The 19,115-nt window shown below is 72.8% G+C and carries 15 protein-coding genes; 7 read left to right on the top strand and 8 right to left on the bottom strand.

What is annotated here, in order from left to right; all coding sequences use genetic code 11:
- Window positions 1-152 precede the first annotated feature (152 nt).
- The 6 genes from ACZ4NT_RS19750 to ACZ4NT_RS19775 all read right to left on the bottom strand — a co-directional run bounded on the left by ACZ4NT_RS19750 (window position 153) and on the right by ACZ4NT_RS19775 (window position 8,043).
- Window positions 153-1,040 (bottom strand): siderophore-interacting protein, encoded by an 888-nt coding sequence (locus ACZ4NT_RS19750; protein ID WP_467726564.1) that lies wholly within the window; start codon window positions 1,038-1,040, stop codon window positions 153-155.
- A gap of 70 nt (window positions 1,041-1,110) precedes the next feature.
- On the bottom strand, window positions 1,111-2,160 hold the full coding sequence (locus ACZ4NT_RS19755; RefSeq protein ID WP_121402894.1) for an ABC transporter substrate-binding protein: 1,050 nt from the start codon (window positions 2,158-2,160) through the stop codon (window positions 1,111-1,113).
- A gap of 166 nt (window positions 2,161-2,326) precedes the next feature.
- Window positions 2,327-3,487: an acyl-CoA dehydrogenase family protein gene (locus ACZ4NT_RS19760; protein ID WP_467726566.1), complete on the bottom strand. Its 1,161-nt coding sequence runs from the start codon at window positions 3,485-3,487 to the stop codon at window positions 2,327-2,329.
- A gap of 4 nt (window positions 3,488-3,491) precedes the next feature.
- A complete protein-coding gene (locus ACZ4NT_RS19765) occupies window positions 3,492-4,439 on the bottom strand; it encodes a hydroxymethylglutaryl-CoA lyase (protein WP_121402898.1) in 948 nt (315 codons plus the stop codon).
- A complete protein-coding gene (locus tag ACZ4NT_RS19770) occupies window positions 4,436-6,412 on the bottom strand; it encodes an ATP-binding protein (RefSeq protein ID WP_121402900.1) in 1,977 nt (658 codons plus the stop codon). The genes ACZ4NT_RS19765 and ACZ4NT_RS19770 overlap by 4 nt, the downstream gene beginning before the upstream one ends.
- Before the next feature lie 14 nt (window positions 6,413-6,426).
- A complete protein-coding gene (locus ACZ4NT_RS19775; protein WP_121402902.1) occupies window positions 6,427-8,043 on the bottom strand; it encodes a carboxyl transferase domain-containing protein in 1,617 nt (538 codons plus the stop codon).
- 86 nt (window positions 8,044-8,129) lie between these two features.
- Here ACZ4NT_RS19775 and ACZ4NT_RS19780 point away from each other — a divergent pair, with 86 nt between their 5' ends.
- The 4 genes from ACZ4NT_RS19780 to ACZ4NT_RS19795 all read left to right on the top strand — a co-directional run bounded on the left by ACZ4NT_RS19780 (window position 8,130) and on the right by ACZ4NT_RS19795 (window position 11,898).
- The gene (locus tag ACZ4NT_RS19780; RefSeq protein WP_121402904.1) at window positions 8,130-8,732 is read left to right on the top strand and encodes an SACE_7040 family transcriptional regulator; all 603 of its coding nucleotides are present in this window, start codon (window positions 8,130-8,132) and stop codon (window positions 8,730-8,732) included.
- A gap of 102 nt (window positions 8,733-8,834) precedes the next feature.
- Entirely contained in the window at window positions 8,835-9,992 is a 1,158-nt protein-coding gene (locus ACZ4NT_RS19785; RefSeq protein ID WP_121404715.1) for an acyl-CoA dehydrogenase family protein, read from the top strand.
- Window positions 9,993-10,027: 35 nt separating this feature from the next.
- The gene (locus tag ACZ4NT_RS19790; protein WP_121402906.1) at window positions 10,028-10,909 is read left to right on the top strand and encodes an acyl-CoA thioesterase; all 882 of its coding nucleotides are present in this window, start codon (window positions 10,028-10,030) and stop codon (window positions 10,907-10,909) included.
- A gap of 11 nt (window positions 10,910-10,920) precedes the next feature.
- Entirely contained in the window at window positions 10,921-11,898 is a 978-nt protein-coding gene (locus ACZ4NT_RS19795; protein WP_121402908.1) for a cation diffusion facilitator family transporter, read from the top strand.
- 24 nt (window positions 11,899-11,922) lie between these two features.
- Here ACZ4NT_RS19795 and ACZ4NT_RS19800 read toward each other — a convergent pair whose 3' ends face one another.
- Complete coding sequence (locus ACZ4NT_RS19800; protein ID WP_121404716.1) at window positions 11,923-12,711, bottom strand: phosphatase; 789 nt, start codon at window positions 12,709-12,711, stop codon at window positions 11,923-11,925.
- A gap of 97 nt (window positions 12,712-12,808) precedes the next feature.
- Window positions 12,809-14,608, bottom strand: coding sequence for a PucR family transcriptional regulator (locus tag ACZ4NT_RS19805; RefSeq protein ID WP_467726570.1), 1,800 nt, complete (start codon window positions 14,606-14,608; stop codon window positions 12,809-12,811).
- A 189-nt stretch (window positions 14,609-14,797) separates the two neighbouring features.
- On the opposite strand from ACZ4NT_RS19805, the gene ACZ4NT_RS19810 reads away from it, so the two are divergent.
- From ACZ4NT_RS19810 to ACZ4NT_RS19820, 3 genes are read left to right on the top strand one after another with little or no spacing between them, the layout of a single operon-like run.
- Complete coding sequence (locus ACZ4NT_RS19810) at window positions 14,798-16,261, top strand: sodium:solute symporter family protein (protein WP_467726572.1); 1,464 nt, start codon at window positions 14,798-14,800, stop codon at window positions 16,259-16,261.
- A 53-nt stretch (window positions 16,262-16,314) separates the two neighbouring features.
- Window positions 16,315-17,286 (top strand): agmatinase, encoded by a 972-nt coding sequence (gene speB / locus ACZ4NT_RS19815; protein WP_121402914.1) that lies wholly within the window; start codon window positions 16,315-16,317, stop codon window positions 17,284-17,286.
- Window positions 17,283-18,968, top strand: coding sequence for a thiamine pyrophosphate-binding protein (locus ACZ4NT_RS19820; protein WP_121402916.1), 1,686 nt, complete (start codon window positions 17,283-17,285; stop codon window positions 18,966-18,968). Before speB ends, ACZ4NT_RS19820 begins: the two co-directional genes overlap by 4 nt.
- The last annotated feature ends 147 nt before the right edge of the window (window positions 18,969-19,115 follow it).

Below are 19,115 nucleotides of genomic sequence, written 5' to 3' on the forward strand. Positions count from 1 at the left end.
GTGCGGGAGAGTCCGAGCCGGACGGGAGCGGAGCGGGACAGGGAAAAGAGACGAGGTCGCGCGTTCAACTTAGGTTAGCCTAACCTAAGTCGATCGTGCGACCCCGCCCCACCTGCGTCTTCAGTGCCGGGTTCCTCGGTCCGCCCCGCGGATCACTCCTGCTCCCGCAGCTGTTCCTCCGTCAGGCCGCGCCGCCAGTAACCGACGAACGTGACGCGCCGGCGGTCGAACCCGCGCTCGCGCACGAGATGGCGGCGCAGTTCCTTCACGCAGCCGGACTCGCCCGCGATCCAGGCGTACGGGGCCTGCGCCGCGGGGAGTTCGGCGTCCCGGATCGCGTCGAGGGCCATGGGGGCCGGGGCGCTTCGCGCGCCCTCGACGCGAGGGGCGGTCTCCGCGCGCACCAGCCAGGTGATCTCGGCGTCGGCGTCGGTCGCCAGGTCCTGGATGTCCCCGGCGTGGGGGACCTCCAGCCAGACCCGGGCGCGCATCCCCGCGGGGAGCGATTCGAGGATGGCCGAAGCGGCGGGGACGGCCGTCTCGTCGCCCCAGACGACCACCAGATCGGTGTCCGCGGGCGGGCGGAAGCGGATCGCCCGGTTGTCCTCGATCGCGGGACCGAGCAGCAGGACCCGGTCACCGGCCGCGGCGCGCGCCGCCCACCGCGAGGCGGGCCCCGCCGGAGTCGCTGCGCCCGGTGTCATGCCGTGCAGTGCGAAGTCGATGTCGATCTCGGTGGTGCGGCCCAGGGCATCGCGGCGCAGCCCCCGCAGCGTGTACGAGCGCATCACGGCCCGCACGTCGTCCGGGAGTTCGCGCCACCCCTGCCACCAGCCGTCCCCGAGTTCGACCGGGACGGCCGGCTCGGACTGGCCGGGCTGCGGCAGGAAGAGCGACAGGCTCTGGTCCCGGCCGTCGGAGAGGAAGGCGTGCAGGTCGGGGCCCGTGAAGGTGGCCCGGAGCAGAGACGGGCCGAGCCGCCTCGTCCGTGCGACCTGGAGGGCGAAGAAGCGGAACGGGGCGGCTACGGCCGTCGTCATGAGTGCTCCTGAGTCATCGTCAGGGGGCGTGGGTGCGGGCGGTCGGCCGGAGCCGGCAGCCCGGAGCGGGTCAGCTGACCTTCTTGGCCTTCTCGATGGCGGCGGCGAGGTCCTCGAGGATCGGGGCGCACTTGTCGTACGAGAAGATCGGCTCGGTGACGCGGGGGATCACCTGGCCCGCCTTGACGGCCGGGAGCTTCTTCCAGGTGCCTTCGGTGATGTCGTCGGGCTGGATGGTCGCCGAGCGGTTGTCCATCATGATGATGTCCGCGTCGTACTTGTCGACGTTCTCCCAGCTCAGGTTCTCGAACCAGCCGCCGCTGGCCTTCAGGGTCTTCGCCGGGGGCTCGACGATGTTCACGCCGAGCGCCTTGAAGTACTCCAGGTCCACGGACAGGTTGGAACCGGACACGTAGAAGATGTCCTGGCTCGCGGAGCCGATCAGGACCTTGATGTCCGGGTTGGCCTTGGCGGCGGCGCGCAGCTTGGCGGCCGCGTCCTCGAAGCGCTTCTTCGCCTTGGTGACCTTCGCCGACTTCACGTCGGCGCCGAGCGACTCGGCGAGCGCGAGCATCCGCTCCAGGGGCTGGGTCATCTGGCGGTCGTAGACGGAGATGCCGACGCTCGGGGCACCGACCTTGGAGATCTTGCCCTTGGACTCCTCGGGGACGTACCAGAGCGTGCCGGCGTCGTCGAACATCGTCGAGACGAGGAGGTCGGGCGCGAGGGCCGCGTACTTCTCGATGTTGAACTGGCCGTACTCGTTGCCGAGGATCGTCAGCTTGCTGATGTCCATGTCGCCGGCCTGGACGTCGGCCTTGCCGTCCTTCGTCCTGGTCGGGCCGAAGACCCCCTTGACCTCGATGCCGTAGTCGTACAGCGCGGCGGCCACACCGGTGAAGGCGACGATGTTCGCCGGGGTCTTGTCGGCCTTGGCGGTCTGGCCGCGGTCGTCCTTGAAGGACCAGGGGCCGGACTTCGCCGCCTTGGACGGGCTGTCCGAACCACCGCTTTTCGCGTCGTCGTCGCCGCAGGCGGCGAGCGCGGCGCCCAGACCGAGGGCGCCGCCCGCGGCGAGGATGCCGCGGCGGGAGAGGAGGGTGGCACGGGGCTTGGACATGTGTGTGGCTGCTTTCGGCACGGGGCGGTCCGCCCGCCGGACAAGTTCGAAGGTAGGTTAGCCTAACCTCAGCACTTGTCCAGAGGGCGGGGCCCCGTGACCCCGGCGGGCGGACCGCACCGCCGCGCCACACGGTCCGCCGAGGGCGCGCGGGACTGGCGGTCCGTCAGCCCACGAGGCCGAGTTCCCGGGCGATCAGCATCCGCTGCACCTCGCTGGTGCCCTCGCCGATCTCCAGGATCTTGGAGTCGCGCCACATGCGGGCCACCGGGTACTCGTTCATGAAGCCGTACCCGCCGTGGATCTGCGTGGCCTCCCGCGCGTTGTCGACGGCGACGGTGGACGAGTACAGCTTGGCGAGCGCGGCCTCCTTCTTGAAGGGCTCCCCGACGACCAGCCGGGACGCCGCGTCGCGCCAGGCCAGCCGGGCCGTGTGCGCCTTCATCTCCATGTCGGCGATCTTGAACTGGATCGCCTGGTACGCCCCGATGGTCCGCCCGAACGCGTGCCGTTCCTTGGCGTACTTGACCGATTCGTCGACGCAGCCCTGCGCGAGCCCGGTGGCGAGGGCCGAGATGGCGATCCGCCCCTCGTCGAGGATCCGCAGGAACTGCGCGTACCCGCGGCCCTCCTCGCCGAGCAGGTTCGCCGCCGGGACGCGGACGTCGGAGAAGGACAGCTCACGGGTGTCGGAGGCGTTCCAGCCGACCTTCGAGTACGGGGCGGCGACCGTGAAGCCGGGGGTGCCGGACGGCACGATGATCGAGGAGATGCGCGGCCGGCCGTCCGGCTTGCGTCCGGTGACCGCCGTGACCGTCACCAACCCGGTGATGTCGGTACCGGAGTTGGTGATGAAGCACTTCGTGCCGTTGATCACCCATTCGTCGGTGTCCTCGTCGAGCCGGGCCGTCGTGCGCGTCGCGCCCGCGTCCGAGCCGCCGTCGGGCTCCGTCAGGCCGAATGCGCCGAGGACCTCGCCGGAGCACAGCCGCGGCAGCCACTCGGCCTTCTGCTCGGGTGTGCCGAACAGGTGGATCGGCATCGCGCCCAGCGAGACCCCGGCCTCCAGCGTGATGGCCACCGAGGAGTCCACGCGGGCCAGTTCCTCCAGGGCGATGCCGAGGGCCAGGTAGTCGCCGCCCATGCCGCCGTACTCCTCCGGGAACGGCAGGCCGAACAGCCCCATACGGCCCATCTCCCGCACGATCTCGTACGGGAACTCGTGCCGCTCGTAGAAGTCGCCGATCTTCGGCGCGACGACGTCGTGCGCGAACTCCTCGACCGTGCGCCGGAGTTCTTCGAGTTCGGGGGAGAGGCGGTGGTCCATGGGGTCACTGCTCCTTGTGGGAGAGGGCTTTGACGGTGCGGGAGGGGCTGGGTCGGCCCAGTTGTCCGGCCATCCACACGCTCGTGGCGGTGAGGCGGCCGAGGTCGACACCGGTCTCGATGCCGAGGCCCTGGAGCATCCACACCAGGTCCTCCGTGGCGAGGTTGCCGGTGGCGGACTTGGCGTACGGGCAGCCGCCGAGGCCGCCCGCGGAGGCGTCGACGGTCGTCACGCCGTGCTGGAGGGCGGCCAGGGTGTTGGCGAGCGCCTGGCCGTAGGTGTCGTGGAAGTGCACACCGAGCACGCTCGACGGGACGCCCGCCTCGCCGAGCGCGGAGAGCAGCGCGCGCACGTGCCCGGGGGTCGCCACGCCGATGGTGTCCCCGAGGCTCAGCTCGTCGCACCCCAGGTCGAGCAGGGCCCGGCACACGCGCACGACCTGCGGGACGGGCACCGGCCCCTCCCAGGGGTCGCCGAAGCACATCGAGAGGTAACCGCGCACGTGCAGTCCCTCCGCGCGCGCCCGCTCGACGACCGGCGCGAACATGGCGAGGGCCTCGTCGACCGTGCGGTTGAGGTTGGCGCGGGCGAAGGACTCGGTGGCGCTCGCGAAGACGGCGACGTGACGGGCGCCGAGCGCCAGCGCGCGGTCGAGCCCGCGCGCGTTCGGCACGAGCACCGGCAGGGCGACCGGCAGCTCGCTGACGAGCGGGAACAGCTGCTCGGCGTCCGCCAGTTGGGGCACCCACTTCGGGTGCACGAAGCTCGTCGCCTCGATGGTCGTCAGGCCCGCGTCGGCCAGGCGCCGGACGAACTCCGCCTTGACCTCGGTCGGGACGGTCGCCTTCTCGTTCTGCAGACCGTCACGTGCGCCGACCTCGTGGATCCTCACCCGCGCGGGCAGGTCCGGTGCCGGCAGCACCATGGGCAGTCCGGGGCGGGGCGTGGTCATGACGTCTCCTCGCGTGCCGGGGACTCGTGCGGCGGTTCCGGGGCGGCGGCCTCGGCCGGCGTGATGACCGCCAGGACCTGGTCCATGGCGACGGTCGAGCCCGGGGTGACGTCCAGCTCGCTGACGGTGCCGGCGTGCGGCGCCGAGACGACGTGCTCCATCTTCATCGCCTCGACCACCAGCAGGCTCTGGCCCGCCGCCACCTCGTCGCCGACGGCGACCTTCACGACCGTCACCGTGCCCGGCATGGGGGCGGTGAGCGAGTCGGCACCGGAGCGGCCGGCGCCGGTGAGGGACGCGGCGACGGCGTCGTGGTCGCGCACCTGCCAGGCGTCGCCGTCGCGGCCGAGCCAGTCCCCGGAGCGGTGGAAGGTGTGGCGGACGCCGTCCAGGGTCACGGAGACCTGGTCGGCGGTGACCGTGTGGCTGCCGCGCGGACGGTGGACGACGGGGTCGAGGCCCGGCACCCGCAAGGAGAAGGCGAGCGGGGCCGGTTCGCCGCCCAGCCGCCATCCGCCGGGCACCGAGAACGGGTCGGTCCAGCCGGCGCCGGCCGGTGTCAGGGCGTCGAGACGGACGGCCGCCGCCGCCTCGTACACCTCCTCCGGGACCTCGCCCGGAACCAGGGAGTCCGCCTCGCGCTCGACCAGCCCGGTGTCCAGCTCGCCGGCCACCACGGCCGGATGGGCGAGCAGCCGCCGCAGGAACCCGGCGTTGGTCTGCACGCCGAGGGTGACCGTCCCCGCCAGGGCGGCCCGGAGCCTGCGCAGCGCGGTGGCTCGGTCGGGGCCGTACGCGATGACCTTGGACAGCATCGGGTCGTACAGGCTGCCGACCTCCGTGCCCTCGGACAGGCCCGAGTCGGTGCGCACACCGTCGTCCCCGGGTTCGCGCAGGGACAGCACCGTCCCGCCCGAGGGCAGGAAGCCGCGGGCCGGGTCCTCGGCGCAGATCCGCGCCTCGACCGCGTGTCCCGTGAGCGTGATGTCCTTCTGCTCGTACGGCAGCGGCTCGCCCGCGGCGACGCGCAACTGCCACTCGACCAGGTCGAGGCCGGTGATCAGCTCGGTCACCGGGTGCTCGACCTGGAGACGGGTGTTCATCTCCATGAAGAAGTACGAGGACGGGTCGCCGCCGGGGACGATGAACTCCACCGTGCCCGCGCCCCGGTAGCCGCAGGAGCGGGCCGCCTGGACGGCCGCCTCGCCCATCGCGGCGCGGGTGTCCTCGTCCAGCAGGACGCTCGGCGCCTCCTCGATGATCTTCTGGTGCCGGCGCTGGAGGGAGCACTCCCGCTCGCCGAGGTGCACGACGTTGCCGTGCCCGTCCGCCAGCACCTGGATCTCGATGTGCCGGGGGCGGTCGATCCAGCGCTCGACGAGGAGGGTGTCGTCGCCGAACGAGGCGCGGGCCTCGCGCCGGGCGGCGGCGATCTCGTCGGCCAGCAGCGACTCCTCGCGCACCAGCCGCATGCCCTTGCCGCCGCCGCCCGCGGACGGCTTCAGCAGGACGGGCATGCCGATCCCGCGCGCGGCCTCGGCCAGTTGGCCGTCGGTGAGCCCGCTGCCCGAGGAGCCCGGGACGACGGGGACGCCCGCCGCCTGCACGGTCTCCTTGGCGCGGATCTTGTCGCCCATGAGGTCGATGGCGGCGGCGGGGGGTCCGATGAAGACCAGCCCGGCGTCCGCGCAGGCCTGGGCGAAGCCGGCGTTCTCGGCGAGGAAGCCGTAGCCCGGGTGGACGGCCTGCGCCCCGGTCCGGGCGGCCGCCTCCAGCAGCCGGGGGACGGACAGATAGCTCTCGGCGGCCGGGGCCGGACCGATCCGCACCGCCGTGTCGGCCTCCCGGACGTGCCGGGCGTCCGCGTCGGCGTCGGAGAAGACGGCCACCGAGCGCACGCCCAGGGCCCGCAGCGTGCGGATGACCCGGACGGCGATCTCGCCGCGGTTGGCCACAAGTACCGTGTCGAACATCGTCAGGGGTCCCCTCACATCCGGAAGACGCCGAAGCCGGGATCACCCAGCGGGGCGTTGGCGCACGCGGTCAAGGCGAGGCCCAGCACCTGCCGGGTCTCCATCGGGTCGATCACACCGTCGTCCCAGAGCCTGGCCGTCGCGTAGTAGGCGTTCCCCTGCTGCTCGTACTGGGCGCGGATCGGGTCCTTGAAGGCCTCTTCCTCCTCGGCGGGCCAGGACTCGCCGCGCGCCTCGGCCTGGTCGCGCTTGACGGTCGCGAGGACGGACGCGGCCTGCTCGCCGCCCATCACGGAGATCTTGGCGTTGGGCCACATCCACAGGAAGCGCGGCGAGTACGCCCGGCCGCACATCGAGTAGTTGCCCGCGCCGTACGAACCGCCGATCACCACGGTCAGCTTCGGCACGCGCGCGCAGGCGACGGCGGTGACCATCTTGGCGCCGTGCTTGGCGATGCCGCCGGCCTCGTACTGCCGGCCGACCATGAACCCGGAGATGTTCTGCAGGAACAGCAGCGGGATCCCGCGCTGGTCGCACAGCTCGATGAAGTGCGCGCCCTTCTGGGCGGACTCGGCGAACAGGATGCCGTTGTTGGCGACGATGCCGACCGGGTGCCCGTGGATCCGGGCGAAGCCGGTCACCAGGGTCTGCCCGAACTCCGCCTTGAACTCGGCGAAGCGCGAGCCGTCGACCACGCGCGCGATGACCTCGCGCACGTCGTAGGGGGTGCGGGAGTCCACCGGCACCGCGCCGTACAGTCCGGCGGGGTCCACCTTGGGCTCGACGGCCGGCTCGACCGTCCAGGGCAGCTGTCCGCGCGCGGGGAGCGTCGCGGCGATGTTCCGCACGATGCGCAGCGCGTGCGCGTCGTCCTCCGCGAGGTGGTCGGTCACGCCGGAGACGCGCGAGTGCACCTCGCCGCCGCCCAGCTCCTCCGCGGTGACGACCTCGCCGGTGGCGGCCTTCACGAGGGGTGGGCCGCCGAGGAAGATCGTGCCCTGGTTGCGCACGATCACGGCCTCGTCGCTCATCGCCGGCACGTACGCGCCGCCCGCCGTGCAGGAGCCGAGGACCGCCGCGATCTGCGGGATGCCGGCGCCCGACATGCGCGCCTGGTTGTAGAAGATGCGGCCGAAGTGCTCCCGGTCGGGGAAGACCTCGTCCTGCATCGGCAGGAAGGCGCCGCCCGAGTCGACCAGGTAGATGCACGGGAGACGGTTCTCCAGGGCCACCTCCTGGGCGCGCAGGTGCTTCTTCACCGTCATCGGGTAGTACGTGCCGCCCTTGACCGTGGCGTCGTTGGCGACGACCACGCACTCGCGCCCGCTCACCCGCCCGATCCCGGCGATCACGCCCGCGGCCGGGGCCGCCCCGCCGTACATCCCCTCGGCCGCCAGCGGGGCCAGCTCCAGGAACGGCGAACCCGGGTCCAGGAGGGTGTCCACCCGGTCGCGGGGCAACAGCTTGCCGCGCGCGGTGTGCCTCTCCCGGGCCCGCTCACCACCGCCGAGCCGGGCCGCGGACAGCTTGCGCCGCAGCTCCTCGCCCAGCGCGTGGTGCGCCGCCTCATTGGCCCGCCAGGCCTCCGACGCGGGATCGGCCGCGCTCGTCAGCTCCGGTGCCTCGTGCATCCTGCGGTCCCCTCACCTTGTTAATGAGCGTTAACGCATTTCCTCCAGGTTAACGACCGCTAACCTCCCTGTCTAGAATTGCTTTCATGGCCACCAGAACCGACGCCCCCACCCGTCGCGAGCAGATCCTCAGGGAGGCCGCCCGGCTGTTCGCCGAGCGCGGCTTCCACGGCGTCGGCGTGGACGAGATAGGAGCGGCCGTCGGCATCAGCGGCCCCGGCCTGTACCGGCACTTCGCGGGCAAGGACGCGATGCTCGCCGAGCTGCTGGTGGGGATCAGCGGCCAGCTGCTGACGGGCGGCAAGCGCCGGGTCGCCGAGGCCCGGGGCGGCCCGGAGGCGGTCCTCGACTCGCTGATCGAGGGGCACATCGACTTCGCGCTCGACGACCGCCCATTGATCACCCTGCACGACCGTGAGCTGGACCGCCTCCGGGACAGCGACCGCAAGCTCGTACGGCAGCTCCAGCGGCAGTACGTCGAGCTGTGGGTGGAGGTCGTCCGCGAGGTCTACCCCGGGCTCGCCGAGCCCGCGGCGCGCTCGGCGGTGCACTCCGTCTTCGGCCTCCTGAACTCCACGCCCCACCTGGGCCGCCCCGGTGCCCTGCCGGGCCGGGCGGGGACCGCCGAACTGCTGCACCGGATGGCGCGCGGGGCCTTCGGAGCGGCCGGAGCGGCCCCCGGGGCGTGACGAGCGTCATGGGGTGGTTGCTCTGGACGACCGTCGTGACCGACGGGTAACCTGGACTCTGAGCAAGCGCTTAGACAGATACCCCAGACGGAGGTGGCGGCGGTGCGCCGTACGGTGTTCAACGAGGATCACGAGGCGTTCCGGGAGACCCTCCGGGCCTTCATCGAGGCCGAGGTCGTACCTGTCTACGACGAGTGGTTCGCCGCCGGCCAGGCGCCGCGCGACTTCTACTACAAGCTCGCCGAGCTCGGCGTCTTCGGCATCCGCGTGGACGAGGAGCACGGCGGCGCCGGCATCGACTCGTACAAGTTCGAAGCGGTCATGTACGAGGAGACCGCCCGCGCCGGCGTGCAGTTCGGCGGCTCCGGCGTGCACGTGCTGCTCGGCCTGCCGTACATCAAGATGCTCGCCACCGACGAGCAGAAGAAGCGCTTCCTGCCGAAGTTCGTCTCCGGCGAGGAGATGTGGGCCCTCGCGATGACCGAGCCGGGCACCGGCTCCGACCTCGCGGGCATGAAGACCACCGCGAGGCTCTCCGAGGACGGCACGCACTACGTCCTCAACGGCTCCAAGACCTTCATCACCGGCGGCGTCCACGCCGACCGCGTGATCGTCTGCGCCCGCACCTCCGCCCCGACGGCCGAGGACCGCCGCCACGGCATCTCCCTCTTCGCCGTGGACACCAAGTCCGAGGGCTACTCGATCGGCCGCAAGCTGGACAAGCTGGGCCTGAAGACCTCCGACACCGCCGAGCTGGCGTTCGTCGACGTGAAGGTCCCCGTCGAGGACCTCCTCGGCGAGGAGAACAAGGGCTTCTACTACCTCGGCCACAACCTCGCGTCCGAGCGCTGGGGCATCGCCTTCGGCGCCTATGCGCAGGCCGCAGCCGCCGTCCGCTTCGCCAAGCAGTACGTCCAGGAGCGCACGGTCTTCGGCAAGGCCGTCGCCTCCTTCCAGAACACCAAGTTCGAGCTGGCCGCCTGCCAGGCCGAGGTGGACGCCGCGCAGGCCGTCGCCGACCGCGCCCTGGAGGCCCTCGACGCGGGTGAGCTGACCCCGGCCGAGGCCGCGTCCGCGAAGCTGTTCTGCACCGAGGTCGCGCACCGCGTGATCGACCGCTGCCTCCAGCTGCACGGCGGCTACGGCTTCATGAACGAGTACCCGATCGCCCGCCTGTACGCGGACAACCGCGTCAACCGGATCTACGGCGGCACCAGCGAGATCATGAAGACGATCATCGCCAAGGACATGGGCCTGTAAGGCCGGCGGAAAAAGTTCACGGTACAACTGACTTCATGAGTCAGGCACTTGAGTCCCTGCTCGATCTGCTCGACCTGGAGCGGATCGAGCGGGACATCTTCCGCGGTCAGTCACGGTCCGCCGTCGTCCCACGCGTCTTCGGCGGACAGGTGGCGGCGCAGGCCCTGGTCGCCGCGGGGCGCACCGTCCCCGAGGACCGGCCCGCGCACTCCCTGCACGCGTACTTCCTGCGCGCCGGGGACCCGGGCGCGCCGATCGTCTACACGGTGGACCGCATCCGCGACGGACGCTCCTTCACCACCCGCCGGGTCGTCGCCGTCCAGCACGGACAGCCGATCTTCCACCTCTCCGCGTCCTTCCAGACGTACGAGGACGGCATGGAGCACCAGACGGCCATGCCCCCCGCTCCGGATCCCGAGACGCTGCCCACGGCGGCCGAGATGCTCCCGCGCTACGCCGACGTCTTCACCGATCCCGGCGTGGCCCAGCGCATCCTGGAGGCACGCGAGGCGGTCGATCTGCGCTATGTCGACGCCCCGCCCTTCGGCAGCGTCGGCGAGGCCCGCGAGCCCCGCTCCCAGGTGTGGTTCCGCACGAACGGCAAACTCGGCGGCGCCATCGACGAACCCCTCCTGCACGTCTGCCTCGCCACGTACGTCTCCGACATGACGCTCCTCGACTCGGTGCTGCTCCCGCACGGGCGCGGCGGCTGGGCCATCGGGGACGTCGTCGGGGCCTCCCTGGACCACGCGATGTGGTTCCACCGGCCCTTCCGCGCCGACGAGTGGCTCCTGTACGACCAGGAGTCCCCGTCCGCGTCCGGCGGGCGCGGACTGGGGCAGGCCCGGATCTACACCCAGGACGGGCGGCTCGCCATTTCGGTCATCCAGGAGGGCGTGGTCCGCGTTCCTCGGTGAGACTGGGCCCCATGGGCGCAGCGCGGGAGCAGCAGGAACCGGGCGGCGGCGAGAGCACGTTCACCGTGATCGTCGCCGCCGTCGCCAATCTGGGGATCGCGCTGGCCAAGGCCGTCGCCGGTGTCATCAGCGGGTCCAGCGCGATGCTGTCGGAGGCCGCGCACTCGGTGGCCGACACCGTCACCGAGGTGCTGCTGCTCACCGCCCTCAAGCGCAGCGAGAAGCCGGCCGACGAGGAACACCCCCTCGGCTACGGACCGGAGCGCTACATCTGGGCGATGCTCGCCGCCGTCGCCACCTTCGTCGGCGGCGCGGTGTTCTCCCTCTACGACGGCATCCACACCCTCGTCGCGGGCGAGGACCTCGGCGACCCGCTGGTCTCGTACATCGTGCTGGCGGTCGCCTTCCTGCTGGAGGGCTACTCCCTGCGCACCGGGGTCCGCCAGGCACGCGGTGAGGCCGAGCGCCACGGGACGCCGTTCGTCGGCTATCTCCGGCGCACCCCCGACACCGCGGTCAAGGCCGTCGTCATGGAGGACTCCGCCGCGCTGGTGGGACTGGTGCTCGCCGCGGGCGGACTGCTCGGCGGACAGCTCACCGGGTCCGGCGTCTGGGACGGCATGGCCTCCCTCTGCATCGGTGTCCTGCTGCTCTACGTCGCCTGGGTCCTCGGCCGCTCCAACGCGCAGCTCCTGATCGGCCGCCCGCTGCCCCGCCCGGTGCGCGCGCGGATCCGCGCCGAGCTGCTCGCCGTGGAGCACATCGAGGCCGTGCTCGACCTGGTCACGCTGGTGCAGGGGCCGCGGGAGGCCCTGGTCGCCGCCAAGATCGACTTCCGGGACGCGTCGTCCGCCGCCCAGATCGAGTGGGCCTGCGAACGGGCCGAGCGGCGGCTGCGCGAGACGTTCCCCGCCATCGGCCGGGTGTACCTGGACCCGACGCCGGGATCCGCCCAGCGCCGGGAGGAGGGCCTCAGCCCGTGGCCGTGACGCCGGCGCCGGCCGCCCGGCGGGTCACTCCAGGCCCGCCGCGTTCAGCAGGTACGCCGTCATCGGGTCGTAGTGGCGCGGGCTGGTGACGTGGTCGTCGAGGGGGATCGTGACCTGGAGCGTGCCCTCGGCCTCGGCGAGGAAGAGGGCGGGGTCGTTGCAGTCGGCGTAGCCCATGGAGTCGAGGCCGAACTGCCCCGCGCAGCCCGCCCAGCCGTGGTCGGCGACGACCAGGTCGGGCAGCGGGCGGCCGTCGCGCTCCAGCCCCTGCAGGATCGCGCGCATCGGTTCGCCCGAGTGGGTGTGCCACAGCGAGGCCCCGTGCTCCAGCACCGCCACGTCCGCGAACTGGAAGACGTAGCCCTCGTCGGTCTGCAGCCCGGCCGGGATGACGACGATCTCGCAGCCGGCTCTCCGCAGCGCGTCCGCGGTCGCGCGGTGCACGTCGAGCAGGCCGCCGGGGTGGCCGGTGGCGAAGAGGACCCGCTCCTCGCCGGCCGCCGCCTTGCGCAGCCGGGCCGCCATCCGGTCCAGGGCGTCGACGGTCAGCTCGGGGTCGATGGTGTCCTGCCCGTAGCGGTACTCGGGGTCGTCGTTCACGCCGCACCGCTCCGCCATCACCGCGAGCACGTCCTGCTCGTCGCTCCAGCGGTCGCCGAGCTCCAGCCCGAGCCAGAAGTTGCGGTCGCCGTTCGCGAGCTTGCGGTAGTGGGAGAGGTTGTTCTCGCGGGGCGTGGCGACATCGCCCGCGATACGCGTCCGGACGAGGTGGTCGACGAGCTCGGCGCGGCTGGGGGTCCCGGGTATCGGCATGTCTCTCATTGTGCCGGGGTGTCCCCTCCGGGGCGCCGGAGTCCCGAGCCCTGGGACGTGTGTCACTCGGACCGCGCCGCCCCGGTGACCTCCCCGGTCACCCCTCCCTCAGGGCGAACCACAGCTCCATGCGTACGTCGGGATCGTCGAGGTCGGCCGCCAGCAGGGTCGCGCACCGTGCGATGCGCTGGCGCACGGTGTTGCGGTGCACCGACAGGGCCACCGCCGTGCGGTCCCAGTTCCCGTGCAGGGAGAGCCAGGCGCGGAGGGTCTCGGTGAGGGCCGGGACCGCGGCGACGGGAGCGAGCAGGGTCCGCGCGTGCGCCTCGGCGTCGGCCGCCGGGACGAGATCCGCGAGCGCCGGGCGCTCCCCGTGCCGTACGAGGGGCGCCCGCGTGGCACGGGCGCGGGCCAGGGCGCGGGCGGCCTGGGCATCGGCCGCCGCCCAGTCCGGCGGGTCCGCGGGGGCGCTGACACCGCAGATCCAGCCCGGCTGGGCGGCCGGTTCGTGGTCGGCGGGGACGAGGACGCGCACGACGCCCCCGCCGACGTCGACGAGGGCGGAACCGAGCGCGGCGCCGAGCGCTGAGGCGGCGACGGCGTCCGGGGCGGGGGCGTCCCCGGCGGGCCGGGCGTGCACGACGAGCCGCCGCTCCCCGCCCAGCAGCGGCGCCACGTCCTCGGGGGCCGCCCCCAGCAGCAGCCGCACCAGGGCCGCCGAGCGGGCCGCCCCGGTCCCGCTCTGGTGCTCCCCGGTGAGGAGGGAGAGCAGGACGGCGGCCACGGAGGCGATGGTGTGGTCGCCGGGGGCGCGCCGGGGGCTCGCGACCCCGAGCACGAAGCCCTGCCCGGCACCGAGGGCGTACGCGGCGAGGTGCGTGCCGCCGACGGTGTCGGTGGCGGACGAGGGGCCGGGCGTGCCGCTGCCCGGCCGCACGACCCGTACCAGGGCGTCCAGCGCCCGCAGGGCCGCCGCTCCCGACGGCGGGGCGTCGTGCGCGGCCGGGAGCCGGGGCGCGCCCTCGCGGGGCGAGCCCCCGAGCGGCGGGGCACCCGAGGGATCCACCTCCGGCCCGGGCGGACGGTCCGGCCCGTCGGCGGGCGGTGCGGCGGCGGGGCGGGCGGTCCCGCGGTGGGGTGGTCCCGGTGCCGGGTGCGGCTCCGGCCCGCCGGTCCGGGGCGACGGCTCGGTGGGGAGGGGGGCGGTCGCGGGTGCCGGTGGTCCGGCCGCCGTGGGCGGGTCCGACCGCTCGTCGGCGCCGGCCGGGGGCGCGGGGGCCGGGAGGCGGCCCGCCGCGAGCAGCTCCTGGCCGTCCGGGCCGTACAGGGCGGCCCGGCCGCCCACCCGCTGGGAGAGCCGGCGCAGCACGGCCGGGACGGGGTCGGGCCGGGCGGCGGCTGCCGCGAGGCTCTGCTGCGCCTCGGTGACGCGGCGCAGCTCCGCGAGGCGGGCCTGGGCCATCAGCTGCCAGACCGCGCGGGCCACGCCCGAGAACGTGGTCTGCGGCGGCACCTCCAGCAGCGGCAGCCCGTACGCGTCGCAGGCGGCGACCAGGGCGGGCGGGACCGTGTCGTGCACGGGCGCCAGCCCGAATCCCAGCGCGGCCCCGCCGGCCGCGACGATCCGCGACACATAGCCGTCGAAGTACGGGCCGGAACCCGCGTCCTCCGGGATGTGCACCCCGGCGGTCAGCAGCAGCTCACCTCCGAGCAGATACGGGTACGGGTCGGCCATCTCCGAGGTGTGCGCCCAGTGGATCACCGCGTCGGGGTCGGCCGGGCCCGCGATCCGGCGCAGCCCCAGGTCCTCGCGGGCCAGGAGCGCGCTCAGCGAGACCGGCGGGGTGGGCGGGACAGGCGGGGCGGTCGGATCCGGCACGGTGGACGTTTCCTCCATCCGGAGTGGCTGCAGTGGATGAAAAGTACACTTCAGAGTCGCTTTCCGGCCACCTAGGGTCGGAGCCGTCGGTAGCCGCGGGTACGGGCGGATGTCCCCGCGAACAGCTGCCGCACACCGGTCGCGCGATCGCGCCGGCCGCGTCCCCGCTGCACGACACGCCACCGAGAGTGCGCGAAGGAGGGCCCCATGGCCGTCGACTACACAGTGATCGTCGTCTATCTGGCCGGCATGCTGGCCATGGGCTGGTGGGGCATGCGCCGCGCCAGGTCCAAGAGCGAGTTCCTCGTCGCGGGCCGCCGCCTCGGGCCCGTGATGTACTCCGGCACCATGGCCGCGATCGTGCTCGGCGGCGCCTCCACCATCGGCGGGGTCGGCCTCGGCTACCAGTACGGCCTGTCCGGCGCCTGGATGGTCTTCACCATCGGCCTCGGACTGCTCGCCCTCTCCGTCTTCTTCTCGGCCCGCATAGCGCGGCTGAAGGTCTACACCGTCTCGGAGATGCTCGACCTGCGCTACGGCGGGCGGGCCGGCGTGATCTCGGGCGTCGTCATGTGGGCGTACACCCTGATGCTCGCGGTGACCTCGACCATCGCCTACGCCACGATCTTCGACGTCCTCTTCGACATGAACCGCACGCTCGCGATCGTCCTCGGCGGCTCGATCGTCGTCGCCTACTCGACGCTCGGCGGCATGTGGTCCATCACGCTCACCGACATGGTGCAGTTCGTGGTGAAGACCATCGGCGTGCTGCTGCTCCTGCTGCCGATCGCCGTCGTCAAGGCGGGCGGGTTCGCCGAGATGAAGGCCCAGCTGCCCACCGAGTACTTCGACCCGCTGGGCATCGGCGGCGAGACGATCTTCACCTACGTGCTCATCTACACGTTCGGCATGCTGATCGGCCAGGACATCTGGCAGCGCGTGTTCACCGCGCGCAGCGACACCACGGCCAAGTGGGGCGGCACGGTGGCCGGCACCTACTGCCTGGTGTACGCGCTGGCCGGCGCCGTCATCGGTACGGCGGCCAAGGTCCTCTACCCGAAGCTGCCCAGCGCCGACACCGCCTTCGCGACCATCGTCAAGGACGAACTCCCCGTCGGCGTGCGGGGCCTGGTGCTCGCGGCCGCCCTGGCTGCCGTCATGTCCACGTCCTCGGGCGCGCTGATCGCCTGCGCCACCGTCGCCAACAACGACATCTGGTCGCGGCTGCGCGGAGCCGTCACCCGTGACTCGGGCGAGGAGCGCGACGAGGTCCGGGGCAATCGCGCCTTCATCCTGGTCATGGGCGTCGCGGTGATCTGCATCGCCATCGCGCTCAACAACGTCGTCGAGGCGCTGACCGTGGCGTACAACCTGCTCGTCGGCGGCCTGCTCGTCCCGATCCTCGGCGGTCTGCTGTGGAGGCGGGGGACCGCGCCCGGCGCCCTCGCCTCCGTCGCCGTCGGCGGCGTCGCGGTCGTCGGCCTGATGGCGGTGTACGGCATCCTCGCGAACGAGCCCGTCTACTACGGTCTGCTCTCCTCGCTGGCCGCCTACGTGGTGGTGTCCCTGGCGACCCGGCCCACCGACGCCGCCGTGCTCGCCGCCTGGCGCGAGCGTCTGGCCGGCCGCGGCTCCGAACCCTTGTCCGAACCCGTCCCGGCTCACCAGTAGAGTCGTATCTGTCGTACATACGCGACGAAGCGTAGGAAAGAGAGCACTTCACCATGAGCAGCAACGAGACGCCCCGCGGCCCCGTCGACTCGTCCCGCATCCCGCGGTACGCCGGACCCGCGACCTTCGCCCGGCTGCCGCGCCTGGACGAGGTCGGCTCGGCCGACGTCGCCGTGGTCGGCGTCCCGTTCGACTCGGGCGTCTCGTACCGGCCGGGCGCCCGCTTCGGCGGCAACGCGATCCGCGAGGCGTCCCGGCTGCTGCGCCCCTACAACCCGGCGCAGGACGCCTCCCCCTTCGCCCTCGCGCAGGTCGCCGACGCCGGTGACATCGCCGCGAACCCGTTCAACATCAACGAGGCGGTGGAGACCGTCGAGGCGGCGGCCGACGAGCTGCTCGGCACCGGCGCCCGGCTGATGACCCTCGGCGGCGACCACACCATCGCGCTGCCGCTGCTGCGCTCGGTCGCCAAGAAGCACGGCCCGGTCGCCCTGCTCCACTTCGACGCCCACCTCGACACCTGGGACACCTACTTCGGCGCCGAGTACACGCACGGCACCCCGTTCCGCCGGGCCGTCGAGGAGGGCATCCTCGACACCGAGGCGCTCTCCCACGTCGGCACGCGCGGCCCGCTGTACGGCAAGCAGGACCTGACCGACGACGAGAAGATGGGCTTCGGCATCGTCACCTCCGCCGACATCTACCGCCGCGGCGCCGACGAGGTCGCCGACCAGCTCCGCCAGCGCATCGGCGACCGCCCGCTGTACATCTCCATCGACATCGACTGCCTCGACCCGGCGCACGCGCCCGGCACCGGCACCCCCGAGGCGGGCGGCATGACCTCCCGCGAGCTGCTGGAGATCCTGCGCGGCCTGTCGTCCTGCCACCTGGTCTCCGCGGACGTCGTGGAGGTCGCCCCCGCGTACGACCACGCCGAGATCACCGCGGTCGCCGCGTCCCACACGGCGTACGAGCTGACGACGATCATGTCCCGCCAGATCGCCCAGGAGAAGGCCTCGAAGTGACCCACGACCACGACCTGGACCTGCGGCCGACCGCCGCCCAGACCGAGGCGGCGCTCAACCCCCCGCCGGGCCGCAACGGCGGGGACCTGGTCGTGGAGACCCTCGCCGGTCTCGGCGCGACGACGGTGTTCGGACTGCCCGGCCAGCACGCGCTGGGCATGTTCGACGCCCTGCGCCGCTCGTCCCTGCGGTACGTCGGACTGCGCGTCGAGAACAACGCCGGGTTCGCGGCGGACGCCTACGGCCGGATCACGGGGGAGGCGGCGCCGCTGCTGCTGTCCACCGGTCCCGGGGCGCTGACCTCGCTGGCCGCGCTGCAGGAGGCGGCCGCCGCCTCGGCGCCCGTCCTCGCGATCAGCAGCCAGGTCCCGACCGCCGGACTCGGCGGCGGCCGCCACGGCTACCTGCACGAACTCCCCGACCAGCAGGCCTCGTTCCGGGGCGTGGTGAAGTCCGTGCACACGGTCCGCTCGCAGTCGCAGATCCCGTCGGCGATCGCGGCGGCATGGGAGTCGGCGCTGACGGCCCCGCACGGCCCGGTGTGGGTGGAGATCCCGCAGGACGTGCTGCTCGCCGAGGCGCACCTGCCGGTGGTGACCGCGATGGACGCCACGCCCGAGGACGTGGTCCCGCGCCCCGAGCTGACCGCGCTGGCGGCCGACCTGCTGTCGCGCGCCGAGCGCCCGGCCGTCATCGCGGGCGGCGGTGTCGTACGGGCGGACGCGTCCGGGAAGCTCAGGGCGCTGGCGGAGAAGCTGAACGCGCCGGTCGTCACCACCTTCGGCGGCAAGGGCGCCTTCCCCTGGACGCACCCTCTCTCGCTGCAGTCCTGGCTGGAGGACCGGCACACGACCGACTTCCTGGAGGACGCGGACGTCCTGCTCGTGGTGGGCTCCGGCCTCGGCGAACTCTCCTCGAACTACCACACGTTCAAGCCCCGCGGCCGGGTCATCCAGATCGAGGCCGACCTCGGCAAGCTGGAGTCCAACCACCCGGCGCTCGGCATCCACGCCGACGCCCGCCTCGCGCTCTCCGCGCTGCTGGAGACGGTGGAGGAACGCCCCGATCCGACCGCGGCCGACCGCGTCACCTCGGTGCTCGCCCGGGTCGCGGACCGGATCGCCGGCCAGGAACTCACCCTGGAGCAGAACGTGCTGGCGTCCGTGCGCCGGGCCCTGCCGGACGACTCCCCGTCCTTCTGGGACATGACGATCCTGTCCTACTGGGCCTGGTCGGCCTTCGACGCCCGCCGCCCCAACACCATGCACTCGGCGCAGGGCGCGGGCGGCCTCGGTTACGGCTTCCCGGCGGCGCTGGGCGCGGCGGCGGCCGACCCGACCCGGCCGGTCCTCGCGGTCTCCGGCGACGGCGGCGCCCTGTACTCGATCGCCGAACTGGCCACGGCGAAGCAGTACGGCCTGGACGTCACCTGGCTGATCGTCGACGACGGCGGCTACGGCATCCTGCGCGAGTACATGACGGACACCTTCGGCCAGGCCACGGCGACGGAACTGACGCGTCCCGACTACGTCGCGCTCGCCGAGTCGTTCGGCGTCCCGGGCGTCCGGACGTCGCCGGAGGCGCTGGAGGCGGACCTCGCGAAGGCCCTCGCGACGCCCGGTCCCTCGGTGGTCCTCCTCCCGGCGGTGCTGCGGATGTTCGCGCCGACGCACCTGGGCTGACCCCGCCGGAACGCGAAAGCGGGGGGGGGGGGGGGGGGGAACCCCCCCCCCCACCCCCCTTCCGTGGTCTGTTGGTGGCGGGAGGGGAAGAAAAGGAGGGGGGGGTGGGGAGGGGAGAGCGTGTTTTTGGCGTAACACAGGGGGGGA

This window comes from Streptomyces sp. NPDC026417 (assembly GCF_055567695.1).